The organism is Streptococcus oralis, from assembly GCF_003942875.1.
Taxonomy (GTDB): Bacteria; Bacillota; Bacilli; order Lactobacillales; family Streptococcaceae; genus Streptococcus; species Streptococcus oralis_BX.
Window position 1 is genome coordinate 52358 of record NZ_RMVK01000008.1, and the last position, 18455, is coordinate 70812.

The window sequence follows — 18455 nt, forward strand, 5'->3', positions numbered from 1 at the left end:
TCGGATGGCAGAAGTAGAGGAACTGCGAGTTCAACCTCAGGATATTTTAGCAGAACAATCTGTTCTGGGGGCTATTTTTATAGATGAGAGTAAGCTCGTTTTTGTCCGAGAATACATTGATTCTCGTGACTTCTTTAAGTATGCTCATCGGTTGATTTTCCAAGCGATGGTAGATTTGTCGGATCGTGGGGAAGCGATTGATGCGACGACGGTTCGAACGATTTTGGATAGCCAAGGGGATCTCCAAAACATTGGTGGCTTGTCTTATCTTGTTGAAATTGTCAACTCAGTACCAACTTCAGCCAATGCAGAATATTACGCTAAAATTGTAGCCGAAAAGGCTATGCTACGTCGCTTGATTTCCAAGTTGACAGAGTCTGTCAACCAAGCTTATGAGGCTTCTAAGCCTGCAGATGAAATCATCGCTCAGGCTGAAAAGGGACTCATTGATGTTAGCGAAAACGCCAATCGTAGTGGTTTCAAGAACATCCGTGATATTCTAAATATCAACTTTGGGAACCTAGAAGTTCGGTCACAACAAACTACGGATATCACAGGTATTGCTACAGGCTATCGTGATTTGGACCATATGACGACAGGTCTCCACGAGGAGGAGTTGATTATCCTAGCGGCGCGTCCAGCGGTTGGTAAGACAGCCTTTGCCTTAAATATTGCTCAGAACATCGGTACCAAGTTGGATAAAACTGTAGCTATTTTTTCACTGGAAATGGGTGCAGAAAGCCTAGTAGACCGTATGCTGGCAGCAGAAGGTTTGGTGGAGTCTCATTCTATCCGTACTGGTCAATTGACTGATGAGGAATGGCAAAAGTATACCATTGCTCAAGGGAACCTAGCCAACGCGAGTATCTATATCGATGATACGCCAGGGATTCGAATTACGGAAATTCGTTCGCGCTCACGCAAATTGGCTCAAGAAACAGGCAATCTAGGCTTGATTTTGATCGACTACCTACAGCTTATCACAGGTACTGGTCGTGAGAACCGCCAACAAGAAGTCTCTGAAATTTCTCGTCAGTTGAAAATTCTAGCTAAGGAGCTAAAAGTTCCAGTCATTGCTCTTAGTCAGTTATCCCGTGGAGTGGAACAGCGTCAGGATAAGAGACCAGTCTTGTCTGATATTCGTGAATCGGGTTCTATCGAGCAGGATGCGGATATCGTAGCCTTTCTATACCGTGACGACTATTACGATCGTGCGGGTGAAGAAGAGGAAGGAATTCCAAATAACAAGGTTGAGGTTATTATCGAGAAAAACCGTAGTGGGGCTCGTGGAACGGTGGAATTGATTTTCCAAAAAGAATACAATAAATTTTCAAGTATCTCAAAGAGGGAGGCATAAGATGTCAGATGCATTTACAGATGTAGCCAAGATGAAAAAAATCAAAGAAGAAATCAAGGCACATGAGGGACAAGTCGTTGAAATGACTTTGGAGAATGGCCGTAAGCGCCAAAAAAATAGATTGGGTAAGCTAATTGAGGTTTATCCGTCTCTATTTATCGTTGAATTTGGGGATGTTGAAGGAGACAAACAAGCCAATGTCTATGTTGAATCCTTCACCTACTCAGATATCTTGACAGAAAAGAACTTGATTCGCTATCTAGACTAAGAATCCTAAAATGAAGTGAGCTTTGCTCACTTTTTTTCTTTTTCTCCCGAATAGTATAAACGAGGGTAACCTCGGAAATTTATATTATTAAGGAGAATGAATGACGTTTTTTAAATCAGGAGTTAAGAAGAGTAGATATACTCAGTTGGGTTTAGGGCTGGCTACTTTGTTTGTTACAAGTACCTTTTTGTTTGGTGGAGAATCGGTTCAGGCCGATAGTGTAGCGCGTGGAGATGACTATCCGCTTCACTACAAAAATGGTAGTGTTGAAATCGATCAGTGGCGGATGTATTCTCGCCAGTGTACCTCTTTTGCGGCCTTTCGTTTGAGTAGTGTAAATGGCTTTGAGATTCCTCCTGCCTACGGAAATGCGAATGAATGGGGACATCGTGCAAGGCGAGAAGGCTACCGTGTGGATACTAAGCCAGAAGTTGGGGCTATTGCTTGGTCGACAGAAGGATATTATGGGCACGTGGCCTGGGTATCAAATGTATCAGGGGATACGATTGAAATCGAAGAGTATAACTATGGGGTTCGAGAAAAGTATAACCGTCGAAAAGTCAAGGCTAGTTCGATGACAGGTTTTATTCATTTCAAGGATTTATCTACTAGCCATAGTGCGGGTGAGAATACTCGTAACTCAGAGCTTCCGTCCAGTGGGACAATAGTATTCACGGGGGAATCGCCTATTATGGACCAACCGTCAAGTACAGGACAGGTTATTGACTACTATTATGCTGGTGAGAGTGTGAGCTATGACCAGGTTATTGAAAAGGATGGTTATAAGTGGCTCGGTTATTTGTCTTATAGCGGTTCTAGAAGATATGTGCAGTATGCAGAGCTAAGCAATACAGAAAAAGGCTGGAAAAAAGAAGGAGGGAGTTGGTATTACCGAGAGAATGGTAAGCTAGCGACTGGATGGAAAAAGGTCAATGGCAATTGGTATCATTTAAAAGAAAATGGGGTCATGTCAACTGGCTGGATTAAGGATGGCTCTTACTGGTATTACCTGAAGGCTTCGGGTGAGATGCAGACGGGCTGGCTTAAAGACAAGGGAACTTGGTATTACTTAGAGGAATCTGGTCGGATGAAAGCTAGTCAATGGTTCCAAGTCTCGGGCAAATATTACTATGTCGATGCTTCGGGAGCCTTAGCTGTTAATACGATTATTGATGGCCACAGACTCGACAGTGATGGGGTAAGAACAGGAAGTATTTCTTAAACATCGTACAGACTTTCTTCTTGTTTATAAAATTTTAAAAGCTATAACAAATTAGTTGACGCTCATTAAGTAGTATAATATAATAATATTAAAAAACTATAAGAGGGGCTTTGTCTAATGGACAAGAAGAAAGTTATTTTAACAAGTTTAGCAAGTGCAGCTGTATTGGGAGCTAGTGTACTCGTTTCACAGCCTTCAGTAGTTAAGGCAGATGAAGGGAAAGCAGAAGAGCAGGCAGTTGCTCCTGCACAACCACAAGCTGGAACAGAAGGGGAGAGCGGTGCTCAAACTGAAAAGGGATCAGAAAACGCTAGTCCAGCTAATCCTGGTGCGACAAATCCAGCTAAAATGACCAAAGAAGAGTTGATGAAGGCTTTGGATGAACTTGAGGAACAGGCTATTAGTGATATTAAGGATAAGGAAGCAATTGAGGACAAAGAGGCTGCAACTGAAGCTGTGAAGGAATATATCGGTAAGATGTATATTTCAGACACTCTTGAGTCTGGAGAGCTCAGCCTAGATAATATCATCGCTGAATTGCCAGAAGGTGCAGAAGATAAGGCTGTGGTAACAGGTCCTGAAGCTCAAACTAATAAAAAATTATCTACTGAGGAGAAGGCTCTACTAGACCAGGCTGAAAAAGATGCCAAAGAACAAGTTTCTCAAGCGACGGATGCTCTGGTTCAAGCCCTAGCATCTCTTGAAAATGCTGTAATTGAAGATATTAAAAAAGACGCTTCAATCACCGATAAAGAAACGGCCATCAAAGAAGCCAAAGAAGAGATCGGTAAAGAAGACCTTTTGAAGGCTATCGCAGATGAGGATTTGGAGATTGGTGATGTTATTGTAGACTGGCCAGCAGATACGAGCGAGCACAAAACAGTAGTTGAACCTGTATCAGAATTCACAGATGAAGACCAAGCTAAGTTAGACGAAGCTGATAAAGAGGCTCAGGTTGATGCAGCTAAAGTTCGCTCAGATTTAATCGCTACCCTAGAAAAAATTGAAAGAGAGACAATCGACGACATCAACAAAGATGCCACTATCACTGATAAGGAAGCAGCAATCAAGGCAGCTAAAGAAGTGATTGACAAGGACGGCATCTTGAAAGCCATCGAAGAAGGTGACATTGATGCCTCAGACTTGTTAGATGATTTCTTGGCAGAAGACAGCGATCAGGTGACACCGGCCGAAGCGCTGAGTCAAGACGATTTCTCAAGCCAAGACCAAGCTAAACTCGCTGCAGCCGATAAGGAAGCGGCGGAAGAGGCAGCCAAAGTTCGCTCAGATTTAATCGCTACCTTAGAAAAAATTGAAAGAGAGACAATCGACGACATCAACAAAGATACCACTATCACTGATAAGGAAGCAGCGATTAAGGCGGCTAAAGAAGTGATTGGCAAGGATGCTATCTTGAAAGCCATTGAAGAAGGTGACATTGATGCCTCAGACTTGTTAGATGATTTCTTAGCAGAAGACAGTGAGCAAGTAACACCAGCCGAAGCGATGAGCCAAGAAGATTTCTCAAGTCAAAATCAAGCCAAGCTAACTGCAGCAGATAAGGAAGCAGTAGAAGAAGCTAAGAAAGAAGAAGAGGCTAAACAAGCTGCAGAAGCTAAGGCTCACAGCGAATTGTTGACTGCCCTTGAAGGTATCGAAAAATCAACCATCGACGACATCAACAAGGATGCCACTATCACTGATAAGGAAGCAGCCATCAAGGCGGCTAAAGAAGTGATTGGCAAGGATGCTATCTTGAAAGCTATCGAAGAAGGCGACATCGAAGCGTCAGATTTGTTAGATGATTTCTTAGCAGAAGACAGTGATCAGGTGACACCGGCCGAAGCAAAAACTCAATCTCAACTTTCAAGTCAAGACCAAGCTAAACTGGCTGCAGCGGACAAGGAAGCAGCTGAGGAAGCCAAGAAAGAGGAAGAAGCTAAGCAAGCTGCGGAAGAAAAAGCTCACAGCGAATTGTTGACAACTCTTGAAGGTATCGAAAAATCAACCATTGACGATATCAATAAGGATGCCACTATCACTGATAAGGAAGCAGCTATCAAAGAAGCTAAAGAAGTGATTGGCAAGGATGCTATCTTGAAAGCTATCGAAGAAGGCGACGTCGAAGCGTCCGACTTGTTGGCAGATTTCTTGGCAGAGGACAGCGATCAAGTAACACCAGCCGAAGCAAAAACTCAATCTCAACTTTCAAGCCAAGACCAAGCTAAGCTAGACGAAGCTGATAAAGAGGCTCAGGTTGATGCAGCCAAAGTTCGCTCAGATTTAATCGCTACCTTAGAAAAAATTGAAAAATCAACCATCGATGACATCAACAAGGATGCCACTATCACTGATAAGGAAGCAGCCATCAAAGAAGCTAAAGAAGTGATTGGCAAGGATGCTATCTTGAAAGCCATCGAAGAGGGTGACATCGAAGCATCAGATTTGTTAGATGATTTCTTGGCCGAAGACAGTGAACAAGTAACACCGGCCGAAGCGATGAGCCAAGAAGATTTCTCAAGCCAAGACCAAGCAAAACTCGCCGCAGCAGATAAGGAAGCAGCAGAAGAAAATAGTAATGCGAAAAAACTTGAGCTAAGTAAATTAGAAGAGCAAGTTGCTAAGATTAAAGCGCAATTATCAAGTTTACAAGTTTCTGGTGACAAGAATAGTCAAGTCAAAGACTTGCAACAAGCTTTAGCAGACTATGAGGATGCTATTAAGACTCTAAGCAGTGTCATGTCGGCTGTTCTTGAAATTGAAGACTTTAAAGGTGGGGCGAACGCGGTAGAAGCTGCAACTGCAGAGTTGCCAGAATACAATAAAGGTGCAAACGCGGTAGAAGCTGCTGTAAATGAACTCCCAGCCTATGCAGAAAGTGGCGCTCCAGTCGTAGCGAACGTTCCAGCTTACGGAGAAAGCGGTGCCCCAATAGTAAACAATGCTCTGCCTTATGCAGAAAGTGGCGCTCCAGTCGTAGCGAACGTTCCAGCTTACGGAGAAAGCGGTGCCCCAATAGTAAACAATGCTCTGCCTTATGCAGAAAGTGGCGCTCCAGCCGTAGCGAATGTTCCAGCTTACGGAGAAAGCGGTACACCAATAGTAAACAACACTCTGCCTTATGCAGAAAGTGGCGCCCCAGCAGTAGCCAATATTCCAGCCTACGCTGAAAAGATTGAACCAGCAGTAAACGAAGTTCCAGAATATACTGGCAGTGTAGCTCCTTTGGCTACAAATCCTACTCTCGGAACGAAACAAGATCGTACCTACAAAGCGCCTGCAGCAACAGATGAACAATTCCTTCCAAATACGGGAAGCCAAGATGCTTCAGCAGTCGCATCACTAGGATTTGTTGGTCTCCTTCTTGGTTTGCTACCATTTGCAAAGAGAAAATTAAACAAATAAATCGCATGAAATCAATAAAAGAAAAGGATTTGAATGGTCCTTTTCTTTTTTATGGTGAAATAGGGACAAGTCCATGTTTTTCAGCTCTTTCCGATGGTATTTTTCCTTGCTTTCCTTTATAATGGGTGTATGGACAAGAAAAAATTATTATTAATTGATGGATCTTCAGTTGCTTTTCGAGCTTTTTTTGCGCTTTATCAGCAGTTGGATCGTTTTAAAAATGCTAATGGCCTTCATACCAATGCAATCTATGGCTTTCAACTCATGTTGAATCATGTCTTAGAGCGGGTTGAGCCCAGTCATGTTTTGGTTGCCTTTGATGCAGGTAAGACGACTTTCCGAACAGAGATGTATGCAGACTACAAGGGTGGCCGTGCTAAAACTCCAGATGAGTTTCGTGAGCAATTTCCCTTCATTCGTGAGTTGTTAGATCATCTTGGGATTCGCCATTATGAGTTGGCCCAGTATGAAGCCGATGATATCATCGGGACTCTAGGTCGTTTGGCTGAGAAGGATTCTTTTGATGTGACTATCGTTAGCGGAGACAAGGACTTGATCCAGTTGACGGATGAGCATACGGTGGTCGAGATTTCCAAAAAAGGTGTGGCTGAGTTTGAGGCCTTTACGCCGGACTATCTCATGGAAAAGATGGGCCTCACACCAGCTCAGTTCATTGATCTTAAGGCCCTCATGGGGGATAAGTCTGATAATATCCCTGGTGTCACTAAAATCGGTGAAAAGACGGGTATCAAACTCTTGCTGGAACATGGTTCGCTCGAGGGTATTTATGAAAATATCGATGGGATGAAGGCTTCTAAGATGAAGGAAAATCTCATCAATGACAAGGAACAAGCCTTTTTGTCTAAAACCTTGGCGACTATTGAGACTCAGGCACCGATTGAGATTGGTCTTGATGATTTGGTCTATAATGGCCCAAATGTGGAAAATCTCGGGAAATTCTACGATGAGATGGGCTTCAAACAGCTCAAACAAGCTCTAAATGTTTCGTCGAAGGATGCGCTTGAGAGCTTGGATTTCACTATCGTTGACCACGTCAGTCAAGACATGCTGAGTTCCGACTCTATCTTCCACTTTGAACTCTTTGGTGAGAACTACCATACAGATGACTTGGTTGGTTTTGCCTGGTCCTGCGGAGATAAACTTTACGCTACAGACAAACTTGAGCTCTTGCAGGAGCCGATTTTCAAGGAATTTTTAGAAAAAACACCTCTGAAAGTGTATGACTTTAAGAAAGCGAAGGTTCTTTTAAATCGTTTGGGCTTGAATCTCCAGGAACCTGCTTTTGACAGTCGTTTGGCCAAATACCTCCTCTCAACAGTCGAGAACAATGAAATTTCAACCATTGCGAATCTCTATGGCCAGACTTACTTGGTCGATGATGAGACTTTCTACGGTAAGGGTGTCAAGAAAGCTATCCCTGAGAGAGAGAAATTCTTGGAGCACTTGGCTCGCAAGGTTGCTGTATTGGTTGAGACTGAGCCTGTTTTACTTGAAAAACTCAGTGAACATGGACAATCAGACCTTCTCTATGACATGGAGCAACCTCTGGCTTTTGTCCTTGCTAAGATGGAAATTGCTGGGATCAAGGTCAAAAAAGAAACCCTACTTGAGATGCAGGCTGAAAATGAGGTCGTCATTGAGCAACTCACTCAAGAGATTTATGAGCTAGCTGGTGAGGAGTTTAATATCAACTCCCCTAAGCAGTTGGGCGTGCTTCTCTTTGAAAAACTGGGTCTTCCTCTAGAATACACTAAGAAAACCAAAACAGGTTACTCGACAGCCGTGGATGTGCTAGAGCGACTAGCTCCTATTGCTCCGATTGTTAAAAAAATTCTAGACTACCGTCAGATTGCTAAGATTCAATCTACCTATGTGATTGGTTTGCAGGACTGGATTTTGGATGATGGCAAGATCCACACGCGCTACGTGCAGGATTTGACTCAGACTGGGCGTCTGTCTAGTGTAGATCCAAACTTGCAAAATATTCCTGTGCGTTTGGAACAAGGCCGTCTCATTCGTAAGGCTTTTGTGCCTGAGTGGGAGGATAGTGTGCTGCTCAGCTCGGACTATTCACAGATTGAATTGCGCGTTTTGGCTCATATTTCTAAGGATGAGCACTTGATTAAGGCCTTTCAAGAGGGGGCAGATATCCATACCTCGACGGCCATGCGGGTCTTTGGAATTGAACGTCCTGAGGATGTGACTCCAAACGACCGTCGTAATGCCAAGGCGGTAAACTTTGGAGTGGTTTACGGGATTTCCGACTTTGGTTTGTCTAATAATCTGGGCATCAGCCGTAAAGAGGCTAAAGCCTACATCGATACCTATTTTGAACGCTTCCCAGGTATTAAAAACTACATGGATGAAGTGGTGCGTGAGGCGCGTGATAAGGGCTATGTAGAGACTCTCTTCAAGCGTCGTCGTGAGTTGCCAGATATCAATTCACGCAACTTCAACATTCGTGGTTTTGCAGAGCGGACAGCTATCAACTCTCCTATTCAGGGTTCGGCAGCAGATATTCTCAAGATTGCTATGATCCAGCTAGACAAGGCTTTAGTAGCGGGCGGTTATCAGACCAAGATGCTGTTGCAAGTTCATGATGAAATCGTCCTTGAAGTTCCGAAATCAGAACTAGCAGCCATTAAAGTACTAGTGAAACAAACCATGGAAGAAGCCATCCAACTCAGTGTTCCTCTTATCGCAGATGAAAATGAAGGGGTAACCTGGTACGAGGCTAAATAAGAAAACTATGATAGAGTTTGAAGCAGTTGCCTTCAAACTCTTTTCAAGATTTTCTGTAAGCAGTTTCCTTGACTTTTCCTTGTATTTGCGTTACTATATTTCCATATAAGATATGGGAGTCTGTGTACAGTCTGAGAGGAAGTGTTAAACTTCGACCGCACCTGATCTGGGTAATGCCAGCGTAGGGAACGATACTTAGCCGAATTCTGCACCTTTTCCATATATGGAAGGGGTTTTCTTTTTGTCAAAAGGAAACCTGAGAAAAGGAGGTTTTTATGAAAGCAAGCATTGCCTTGCAAGTCTTGCCCCTATCACAGGGGATTGATCGAATTGCTATTATCAATCAGGTTATTGCTTATCTGCAAGCTCAGTCCGTGACCATGGTAGTGACACCATTTGAAACGGTCTTGGAAGGGGAGTTGGATGAGCTCATGCGCATTCTCAAAGAAGCGCTTGAAGTGGCCTGGCAGGAGGCAGATAATGTCTTTGCCAATGTCAAAATAAATGTAGGAGAAATTTTAAGTATTGATGAGAAACTTGAAAAGTATACTGAGACGTCACATTAGTCTATTGGGTTTTCTAGGAGTCTTGTCAATCTGGCAGTTAGCGGGAATATTCAAACTTTTACCCAAGTTTATCCTGCCAACCCCTTTTGAAATTCTCCAGGCCTTTGTTCGTGACAGAGAATTTCTCTGGCACCATAGCTGGGCGACCTTGAGAGTGGCTTTACTAGGGCTAGTGTTGGGAGTCTTGATTGCCTGTCTCATGGCGGTGCTCATGGATAGTCTGACTTGGCTCAATGATCTGATCTACCCTATGATGGTGGTTGTTCAGACCATTCCGACCATTGCCATAGCACCTATCTTGGTCTTGTGGCTAGGCTATGGAATTTTGCCCAAGATTGTCTTGATAATCTTGACGACAACCTTCCCTATTATCGTCAGTATTTTGGACGGTTTTAGGCATTGTGACAAGGATATGCTGACCTTATTTAGTCTGATGCGGGCAAATCCTTGGCAAATCCTGTGGCATTTTAAAATCCCAGTCAGCCTGCCTTACTTTTATGCAGGTCTGAGGGTCAGTGTCTCCTACGCCTTTATCACAACAGTGGTATCTGAGTGGTTGGGAGGCTTTGAAGGACTAGGTGTCTATATGATTCAGTCCAAGAAACTGTTTCAGTATGATACCATGTTTGCCATTATTATTCTGGTGTCTATTATCAGCCTTTTGGGTATGAAATTGGTCGATATTAGTGAAAAATATGTGATTAAATGGAAACGTCCCTAAGATAAGGATGTTTTAGAAAAAGAAAAGAGGAAATGAAAATGAAGAAAACATGGAAAGTGTTTTTAACGCTTGTAACAGCTCTTGTAGCTGTCGTACTGGTGGCTTGTGGTCAAGGAACTGCTTCTAAGGACAACAAAGAAGCAGAACTCAAGAAGATTGACTTTATCCTAGACTGGACGCCAAATACCAACCACACAGGGCTTTATGTAGCCAAAGAAAAAGGTTACTTCAAGGACGCTGGAGTGGACGTGGACTTGAAATTGCCACCTGAAGAAAGCTCGTCTGACTTGGTGATTAATGGCAAAGCGCCATTTGCTATCTATTTCCAAGACTACATGGCTAAGAAATTGGAAAAAGGAGCAGGCATTACTGCCGTTGCAGCTATCGTTGAGCACAATACATCAGGAATCATCTCACGTAAGTCTGACAATGTCAGCAGTCCAAAAGACTTGGTTGGCAAGAAATACGGAACCTGGAATGACCCAACGGAGCTAGCTATGTTGAAAACCTTGGTGGAATCTCAAGGTGGAGACTTTGAGAAGGTCGAAAAAGTACCAAACAACGACTCAAACTCGATTACACCGATTGCCAATGGCGTTTTTGACACTGCTTGGATCTACTACGGTTGGGACGGTATCCTTGCCAAATCGCAAGGCGTAGATGCTAACTTCATGTATTTGAAAGACTATGTCAAGGAGTTTGACTACTACTCACCAGTTATCATCGCAAACAACGACTATCTAAAAGACAACAAAGAAGAAGCTCGCAAAGTCATCCAAGCTATTAAAAAAGGCTACCAATATGCTATGGAACACCCAGAAGAAGCGGCAGATATCCTCATCAAGAATGCACCTGAGCTCAAAGAAAAACGTGACTTTGTCATCGAATCTCAAAAATACTTGTCAAAAGAATATGCAAGCGACAAGGAAAAATGGGGACAATTTGACGCTGACCGCTGGAATGCCTTCTACAAATGGGACAAAGAAAATGGTATCCTTAAAGAAGACTTGACAGACAAGGGCTTCACTAACGAATTTGTAAAATAATGACAGAAATTAGACTAGAACACGTCAGCTATGCCTATGGCGATGAAAAGATTTTAGAAGATATCAACCTGCAGGTGACGTCAGGTGAAGTAGTTTCTATCCTAGGCCCAAGTGGTGTTGGAAAGACCACTCTCTTTAACCTAATCGCTGGGATTTTAGAAGTCCAGTCTGGGCGAATTGTCCTTGATGGCGAGGAAAATCCCAAGGGACGCGTGAGTTATATGTTGCAAAAGGATTTACTCTTGGAACACAAGACGGTGCTTGGCAATATCATCCTGCCCCTCTTGATTCAAAAGGTGGATAAGGCGGAGGCCATTGCCCGAGCAGATGAAATTCTTGCGACCTTCCAGTTGACGGCGGTACGGGACAAGTATCCTCATGAACTTAGTGGGGGGATGCGTCAGCGTGTAGCCTTGCTTCGGACCTACCTTTTCGGGCACAAGCTCTTTCTCTTGGATGAGGCCTTTAGCGCTTTGGACGAGATGACCAAGATGGAACTCCACGCTTGGTATCTGGAGATTCACAAACAGCTACAGCTGACGACCCTCATCATCACGCATAGTATTGAAGAGGCCCTCAATCTCAGCGACCGCATCTATATCTTGAAAAATCGTCCTGGGCAGATTGTCTCAGAAATTAAATTAGATTGGTCTGAAAACGAGGACAAGGAAGTCCAAAAGATTGCCTATAAGCGTCAAATATTAGCAGAATTGGGATTAAATACTTAGATCCTTAGAACAATATTATATATTAAATCCGAGTAAAAATCTTGCTTGGATTTAATTGTTTCAAAGCTGATGAACATGCATGATTAGGTTTAATATTTAAATAAATAGTAAGTTAATATAAAAATAAATAAATTTTAGTTGACATTCTGTCATGAATCTGTATAATATAATTGAACCATTATAGACAATAAGGAGGATAATGTGGTGAAAAAGAGAACTAGCAAACTCTTTCGTGGCTTGATGGCCTTGCTACTGGTTGTGTCGGTCTTTTTGCCTGCACTAAGACTTAATGGAGTAGTTAGTGCTGCCGAAAAAACTGAATCAGAGTACACTTTGACTACAGAGCCGACGATTAATACGAACCGATTAGTCGATCATGCCAAATATGGTGAAGGTAAGTTCTATCTTAAAACAACTTACGCATTCCCAGACAATGTAACTCTGAATAACGGTGATTTCATGGTTTATCACGTTCCAAATGAGTTCAAAATCGAAGTAGATTCTACTACAGATTTGAAAGCTCCGAACGGTGATACGATTGCAACGCTGACAACAGAGAAGGCAACGAATACTGCTAAGATTACAGTAACAAACGAAGAGTACTTTAAGAAGTTTAATGAGAACAAACAAATTGTTGCATCATTTACTGTAGTATGGGCAGACCATGTTGAAAAGAATAAGGAATATGAAATCAACATTCCTGGTGCAGGAGTTTATCATCTGACTCGTATCGTTCCAGACGTTGACCCAACTGGATTTACTAAATGGGGAGTTCAAGACTCAGACGATCCTAACTATGTAAACTGGCGTATCCGTGTTAACCGCTATGCAAAATCTTACACTGGTGTAAATATCCAAGATACTATTCCTGATGGACAAGTTCTTGCAAGTGAAATCACTGGTTACTACTTCCCAGACTGGGAAAATGGTTACGGAAGAACAAAATTGGATAGTGCTCATGTTCAAGTGACAGATAAGAACCATTTCTCAATTACACCTAATGGTGATGGAACTCTTGATCATAAAGGTTTGTTCATCCTATACCGTACTCGTTTGACTAAACCAGTTGACCAAGTTACTAAACGTGTACTAAATAACGTGTCGGTAACTACAAACGAGGAAGCTCAACCAATTGATTTTGAAGGTTTTGCACCAATTACCACAACAGACGGTATTGGTGGAGGCGCCAAATCGGATGAGGTAGCTATAGAAGTAACTAAGAAACTTGAAGGTAAAGCTCTTGAAAAAGATGCATTTAGTTTCCAACTTCTAGATGACAAAGGTAATGTTTTACAAACTGTCAAAAATGATGAGAATGGTAAAGTGAAGTTCGAGGCAATCAAATACAAAGAAGCAGGAACTTTTAAATATACCATTAAAGAAGTTAATGATAACAAACCTGGATACACTTATGATGCGAACGTCCTTAAAGCGACTGTAACAGTAGAAGATGTTTTGGGTGAAAAATTAGCAAGCGTCAAATTTGAAGATTCTAAGAAAGAATTTACAAACACATACGCTGCTAAAGAAGCAAAACTTCAACTTGAAGCTAAGAAAGTCTTGAACGGTAAAGCTCTTGAAGCTGGCCAATTTGAATTTGAGTTGAAAGAAGACGGGAAAGTTCTCCACACTGTTTCAAACGATGCAAACGGTAAGATTCAATTCCCAAAACTTACGTTCACAAAAGAGGAAACTCGTACATTCACTATCTCTGAAAAAGCTGGTGATGTAGCCGGAGTTGAATACGATCCGAATGCTTATGAAGTAACAGTAGTCGTTAAAGATAACGGCCAAGGTCAACTTGTTGCAACTGCAAAAGATGCTGACAACATTACTTTCACGAACGTTTATAAAGCTAAACCAGATAAAAAAACTATCACAGCTACTAAAGTCTTGAACGGTAAAGAACTTGAAGCTGATAAATACGAATTCGAACTTAAAAAAGGTGAAGAAGTCGTTGCGACAGCTAAAAACGCTGCAGACGGAACTGTTACTTTCAAAGAAATTGAGTTCGCAACAGCAGGTGACTACACTTACACTATCACTGAAAAAGCAGGTAGCGAAAAAGGTGTGACATACGACACTGCTACACATAAAGTGACAGTAAACGTTACAGATAACGGTCAAGGCCAACTTGTTGCTACTGTTACAGGTAACAACCCAACCTTCACCAACACTTATAAAGCAGCTACAACAACAGCTACTATCACGGCTACTAAAGTCTTGAATGGTAAAGCTCTAGAAGCTGGTAAATATGAATTTGAACTTAAAGAAGGTGACAAAGTCGTTGCGACAGCTAAGAATGCTGCAGACGGTACTGTTACTTTCGAAGATATCAAGTACGCAGCAGCAGGCAACCACACTTACACTATCTCTGAAAAAGCAGGTAGTGAAAAAGGTGTGACATACGACACTGCTAAACACGAAGTTAAGGTAGCAGTTACAGATAACGGTCAAGGCCAACTTGTTGCGACTGTAACTGACAACAACCCAACCTTCACCAACACTTATAAAGCTGCTTCAACAACTGTAAATATTACCGCTAAGAAAGTCTTAGAAGGTAAAGCCCTTGAAGCAGGCAAATATGAGTTTGAACTTAAAGAAGGTAACAAAGTAATTGGAACAGCTACAAACGCTGCAGACGGTACTGTTGCTTTCGAAGGTATCGAGTATAAAGAAGCTGGTGACCACACTTACACTATCTCTGAAAAAGCAGGTAACGAAGCAGGTGTGACATATGATACTGCTACACATAAAGTGACTGTTAAAGTTGATGACAACGGTGCAGGCCAACTTGTTGCGACTGTAACTGACAACAACCCAACCTTCACAAATACTTATGTTGCATCTTCAACAAAAGTACCCTTTACAGCTAAGAAAGTCTTGAAAGGTGATAAAGAGCTTGTAAAAGGTCAATTTAAGTTTGAACTTAAAGAAGGTGACAAAGTCGTTGAGACAGCTACAAACGCTGCAGACGGTACTGTTACTTTCACAGCAATTGAGTACAAAGAAGCAGGTGAGCACACTTACACTATTACTGAAGTAAAAGGTGACGATAAGAATATCAAATATGATGAAAATTCTTACGAAGTGACAGTAAAAGTGACAGATAATGGTGCAGGCCAACTTGTAACAACTGTTACAGGTAACAACCCAACAATCACTAACACGTATACTGAACCGAAAAAAGAAGAACCTAAGGAAGATCCTAAGGGTGAACAGCCTAAGGGAGATTTGCCAAACACTGGTGGAGCAGACTTTACAGCATTCTCTACTATTCTTGGTCTAGTTCTTGCAGCTTTGGCAGGACTTGTATACCGTGCTAAGAAAGTTGACTAATCTCAACTTTGAATAACTAAAAAAGATGGCGACTGTTTTACGGTCCCATCTTTTTGTTTTGGATAGTTTATAATAATCTTCGCAACTCGTTCCCTTTTCCTTTAAAAAAATCAAAAATTTCGGTATAATAGTCAATTATACCGAAATCATTCTATAATCGTTGATACATAAGGGTTTTATGTATTGCTTTTTTTATTTTGTGGACTTTTTTAAGAACTTTTTATTTTTTCGAGGGCAGTTTCAAAGAATGAGACTGCTCTTTTTTGGTTCTCTTTTGATAAATGGCTGTAAGTGTCCATAGTTACAGATATTTTTGCATGGCCAAGCCGTGTCTGTATTTCCTTGTATGGCAGGCCAGCATTAAGCAAGATACTAGCGTGAGTGTGTCGGAAAGCATGAAAACCTAAATCAGTACAGTTAGCGCTTTTTAAGTGCTTATGTAGGCGATAATCAACCTTTCGAGTATTGACATAGTTGTCAAAGCTATCAGAGAATACTTTCTCATAGGTTAAGCCAATGTTTCTACCGTTTTCTACTTGTCTTGCTCGGTAGAGACGAAGCATGAGCACTGTTTTATGATCGATATCTAAAATTCTATAGCTTGATTTTGTCTTAGGAGTGTTTACCTGGTTTAAAATGTTGAGTGTTTTGTTAATATCGATCGTTCCGTTCTGCAGGTCAATATCAGACCATTCCAGGGCCAGACATTCACGGATGCGCAGTCCAGTAGCTAGGAGCGTTTTATAAAGCACAGTATCATAAAAATTGATAAAGGTATTTTCTAGGTTATCGAGATAGGAGAGGAAGTTTTTAAGTTCCTGATTTTGAAAGTATTTAATTTCTTGTTTATCTCTAGTTATCTTTCTAGGAATGACAACATCACGAGCAGGGTTATTATCTAATGCTTGGATGGAAACCCCATACTGTAGAATACGTTTATTTAAGGCATGAAGATGATTGTATTCTTTATATCCCGTTCCGTCCTGATTGTACTCATCCGCCCACTTATTTACCTGAGTTTGGATAATAACAGGAGTAAGTTTATCTAGTTTGTAAGTACCAAATAAGGGCAAGAGGTAATTATTTAAGCAGCCTTTTATCTTTATCTGCGTATTAGTTTTTATTGTATGCTGGTAGGTTTGCCAAAATAAGTCCACAAGTTCGCTATAGGTTGTTATATGCGAGCGTTGTTTCCGTGTAGAGCCGTTTTTCTCAAATTCTACCTTAGCCTGGGTGACCTTGCTTTTGAGTTCTTTCTTGGTTCGTGCTGATATGGTAGTCTTGACCTTCTTACCAGTTACAGAATCAATGCCAAGATAGATACTAGAGCGGTAGACTGCTGATCCGTCTTTTTTCGTGTGTTGTGTAATTTTCATGGTTTTAACTCCTTTTTCATCAGCAGGCAAGCAATTAGAAAAGGTTTTGAGTTTATACCATGCGAGGAGCTACGAGAACTCCTCTATTTTCGATTTTAAGCAGTCAGACGGTAAAATTGTACCAGAATAGGAAACAAAGGCTATATAGAGCCTGTAGAAGCGATGGACTTAATTAGTGAAAAATTTCTAATCAAAGTATTTATCAATTTTTAATCTTTGTAAAAAGGCTCATTGATTACACCTCGAAACAAAGCACAAAAGGAGCTTCGTTAGAGGCTCCTTTTGGTAGGTCGCTACTGCAACCATTCATAAGATTAAATTAAGCTTAATCCATTTGAAGCCATTTGTCAACTTTAAATTGATATTTAAAGTAAGAAGACTGGAGTAACTTTAGAATTTAAAACTATTTAAGCGAAGTTTGTCAATATGTCTTCTTCTTCTAAAAATTTAGTATGAGGCAACAGTAAAATTTTTGCTTTGGTATTTTCTTCAAAGATTGCCTTTGTTTCTACCATTTTTTCAAACTTATGACTTGTGTCATCAATAAGTGCAACATATTCTGCATTATGTTTATGATTTTGGAGAATTCTAGTATCCATTGCAAGTAATTTTGCTCTGTTAAGATCATTACCATTTGAAATAGTTCTAATCAATTTTTCGTTTTTTCGTGTAGGGATTGTAAAATCAAATTGAACTGTAATTCCTTCTTTACCAGAAAACGAAGTTCTGCTTGTAAAAAATACTTCTCTTTTTCTTAAAATTTCCTCGACTTCATCATGGAAAATATTCTTTACATTTTTATCTTTTAATACAATCATATCATTTACTTGCATGATTGTTTGAAGAAGACGTTGTTTAGCTAGAGGAAATTTTTCCAAGCTAGTAGTTATACAAAGTTCATTATTATTTAACTCAGTGCCTAGACTACTCACAATTGTGTTTAGAATATTGTTTTTATGTAAGGTTCGCCCGTTTAAATTTACGCCGTGACTTTTTAGGTTGTTGATAGTCCAGCCGTCATCTGTTAAGGTAACTCGACCATTGTTCAAGAATTCAGCATATAGAATGATATGGTCAAAATCGTTATCTAAAAAAGGAGTACTGATTTCAACGGTATGATTGTCAAGATCAGCGAAGCGATACTCTTTCATAAGCCAGTCGAAGTATACTTTTTTCAATGTGTTGGACTTATTCATTATCTTTCTCCTTTCTTATATTTGTGTATGATATAAATTCCGTAAATACATCTATTATCTGATTTACATTAGGGAAGTTAGAATCTTTCAAAGGTATTGCAATGGAATCTCTCTTGTCGTGTTTATTGGAATAGATATGTATATGACTACCAATAATAACTTTTCCATCAGGATTAATGTGTCTGTTCGATGGATGAATGTCAACTCTAACTATGTGGTCGTGAAAATCTTTTAGTCGAAGATGTATGCTGAAACGTTCATTGTTTAATCTACCTCGAAAGATATGAAGAATATATTGGATATCATCATCGTCAATTATAGTCTCGCCCACTTCTATTTTACCAAACATTGCGGAAATGGTGTTGTAAATCTGATCAAAAGTTAGCTGATTTTTAGGATGTTTTAATCTATTTATAATTTCTTGCACTTGTGCATCATCTAAGTTTGAATAATTCATTTTATCTTTCT

General features: G+C 40.9%; 13 protein-coding genes. 10 read left to right on the forward strand and 3 right to left on the reverse strand.

What is annotated here, in order from left to right; all coding sequences use genetic code 11:
- Positions 1 to 4: 4 nt before the first annotated feature.
- The 10 genes from dnaB (at position 5) to D8844_RS09180 (ending at position 15415) form a co-directional block, all read left to right on the forward strand.
- A complete protein-coding gene (dnaB, locus tag D8844_RS09135) occupies positions 5 to 1357 on the forward strand; it encodes a replicative DNA helicase (protein WP_000852476.1) in 1353 nt (450 codons plus the stop codon).
- 1 nt (position 1358) lies between these two features.
- Positions 1359 to 1625: a Veg family protein gene (locus tag D8844_RS09140; protein WP_001278165.1), complete on the forward strand. Its 267-nt coding sequence runs from the start codon at positions 1359 to 1361 to the stop codon at positions 1623 to 1625.
- 100 nt (positions 1626 to 1725) lie between these two features.
- Positions 1726 to 2847: a CHAP domain-containing protein gene (locus D8844_RS09145; protein ID WP_125423557.1), complete on the forward strand. Its 1122-nt coding sequence runs from the start codon at positions 1726 to 1728 to the stop codon at positions 2845 to 2847.
- Positions 2848 to 2964: 117 nt separating this feature from the next.
- Positions 2965 to 6252: an SIALI-17 repeat-containing surface protein gene (locus tag D8844_RS09150; RefSeq protein WP_125423560.1), complete on the forward strand. Its 3288-nt coding sequence runs from the start codon at positions 2965 to 2967 to the stop codon at positions 6250 to 6252.
- 129 nt (positions 6253 to 6381) lie between these two features.
- On the forward strand, positions 6382 to 9015 hold the full coding sequence (gene polA, locus D8844_RS09155; protein WP_125423563.1) for a DNA polymerase I: 2634 nt from the start codon (positions 6382 to 6384) through the stop codon (positions 9013 to 9015).
- Positions 9016 to 9290: 275 nt separating this feature from the next.
- The gene (locus D8844_RS09160) at positions 9291 to 9581 is read left to right on the forward strand and encodes a thiamine-binding protein (RefSeq protein WP_125423567.1); all 291 of its coding nucleotides are present in this window, start codon (positions 9291 to 9293) and stop codon (positions 9579 to 9581) included.
- Positions 9544 to 10302, forward strand: a complete 759-nt coding sequence (locus D8844_RS09165) for an ABC transporter permease (protein ID WP_185757687.1) — start codon at positions 9544 to 9546, stop codon at positions 10300 to 10302. Before D8844_RS09160 ends, D8844_RS09165 begins: the two co-directional genes overlap by 38 nt.
- 38 nt (positions 10303 to 10340) lie before the next feature.
- Positions 10341 to 11348 (forward strand): ABC transporter substrate-binding protein, encoded by a 1008-nt coding sequence (locus tag D8844_RS09170; RefSeq protein ID WP_125423573.1) that lies wholly within the window; start codon positions 10341 to 10343, stop codon positions 11346 to 11348.
- Positions 11348 to 12076: an ABC transporter ATP-binding protein gene (locus D8844_RS09175; protein WP_049490579.1), complete on the forward strand. Its 729-nt coding sequence runs from the start codon at positions 11348 to 11350 to the stop codon at positions 12074 to 12076. Before D8844_RS09170 ends, D8844_RS09175 begins: the two co-directional genes overlap by 1 nt.
- Positions 12077 to 12280: 204 nt before the next feature.
- Positions 12281 to 15415: a Spy0128 family protein gene (locus tag D8844_RS09180; protein ID WP_260467553.1), complete on the forward strand. Its 3135-nt coding sequence runs from the start codon at positions 12281 to 12283 to the stop codon at positions 15413 to 15415.
- 209 nt (positions 15416 to 15624) lie between these two features.
- Here D8844_RS09180 and D8844_RS09185 read toward each other — a convergent pair whose 3' ends face one another.
- The 3 genes from D8844_RS09185 to D8844_RS09195 form a co-directional block, all read right to left on the reverse strand.
- Positions 15625 to 16791, reverse strand: a complete 1167-nt coding sequence (locus tag D8844_RS09185) for a tyrosine-type recombinase/integrase (RefSeq protein WP_125423576.1) — start codon at positions 16789 to 16791, stop codon at positions 15625 to 15627.
- Between the two features lie 407 nt (positions 16792 to 17198).
- Complete coding sequence (locus tag D8844_RS09190; RefSeq protein WP_049510244.1) at positions 17199 to 17987, reverse strand: DUF1828 domain-containing protein; 789 nt, start codon at positions 17985 to 17987, stop codon at positions 17199 to 17201.
- The gene (locus tag D8844_RS09195; protein ID WP_125423579.1) at positions 17980 to 18444 is read right to left on the reverse strand and encodes a DUF6978 family protein; all 465 of its coding nucleotides are present in this window, start codon (positions 18442 to 18444) and stop codon (positions 17980 to 17982) included. The genes D8844_RS09190 and D8844_RS09195 overlap by 8 nt, the downstream gene beginning before the upstream one ends.
- Positions 18445 to 18455 lie beyond the last annotated feature (11 nt).

What these genes read in the sequence shown, in the direction of transcription:
- D8844_RS09160 (WP_125423567.1), top strand. Translation starts at nt 9,291, where the DNA reads ATGAAAGCAAGCATTGCCTTGCAAGTCTTGCCCCTATCACAGGGGATT.
- D8844_RS09140 (WP_001278165.1), top strand. Translation starts at nt 1,359, where the DNA reads ATGTCAGATGCATTTACAGATGTAGCCAAGATGAAAAAAATCAAAGAA.
- D8844_RS09150 (WP_125423560.1), top strand. Translation starts at nt 2,965, where the DNA reads ATGGACAAGAAGAAAGTTATTTTAACAAGTTTAGCAAGTGCAGCTGTA.
- polA (WP_125423563.1), top strand. Translation starts at nt 6,382, where the DNA reads ATGGACAAGAAAAAATTATTATTAATTGATGGATCTTCAGTTGCTTTT.
- D8844_RS09195 (WP_125423579.1), bottom strand. Translation starts at nt 18,444, where the DNA reads ATGAATTATTCAAACTTAGATGATGCACAAGTGCAAGAAATTATAAAT.
- dnaB (WP_000852476.1), top strand. Translation starts at nt 5, where the DNA reads ATGGCAGAAGTAGAGGAACTGCGAGTTCAACCTCAGGATATTTTAGCA.
- D8844_RS09165 (WP_185757687.1), top strand. Translation starts at nt 9,544, where the DNA reads ATGAGAAACTTGAAAAGTATACTGAGACGTCACATTAGTCTATTGGGT.
- D8844_RS09175 (WP_049490579.1), top strand. Translation starts at nt 11,348, where the DNA reads ATGACAGAAATTAGACTAGAACACGTCAGCTATGCCTATGGCGATGAA.
- D8844_RS09185 (WP_125423576.1), bottom strand. Translation starts at nt 16,791, where the DNA reads ATGAAAATTACACAACACACGAAAAAAGACGGATCAGCAGTCTACCGC.
- D8844_RS09145 (WP_125423557.1), top strand. Translation starts at nt 1,726, where the DNA reads ATGACGTTTTTTAAATCAGGAGTTAAGAAGAGTAGATATACTCAGTTG.
- D8844_RS09190 (WP_049510244.1), bottom strand. Translation starts at nt 17,987, where the DNA reads ATGAATAAGTCCAACACATTGAAAAAAGTATACTTCGACTGGCTTATG.
- D8844_RS09170 (WP_125423573.1), top strand. Translation starts at nt 10,341, where the DNA reads ATGAAGAAAACATGGAAAGTGTTTTTAACGCTTGTAACAGCTCTTGTA.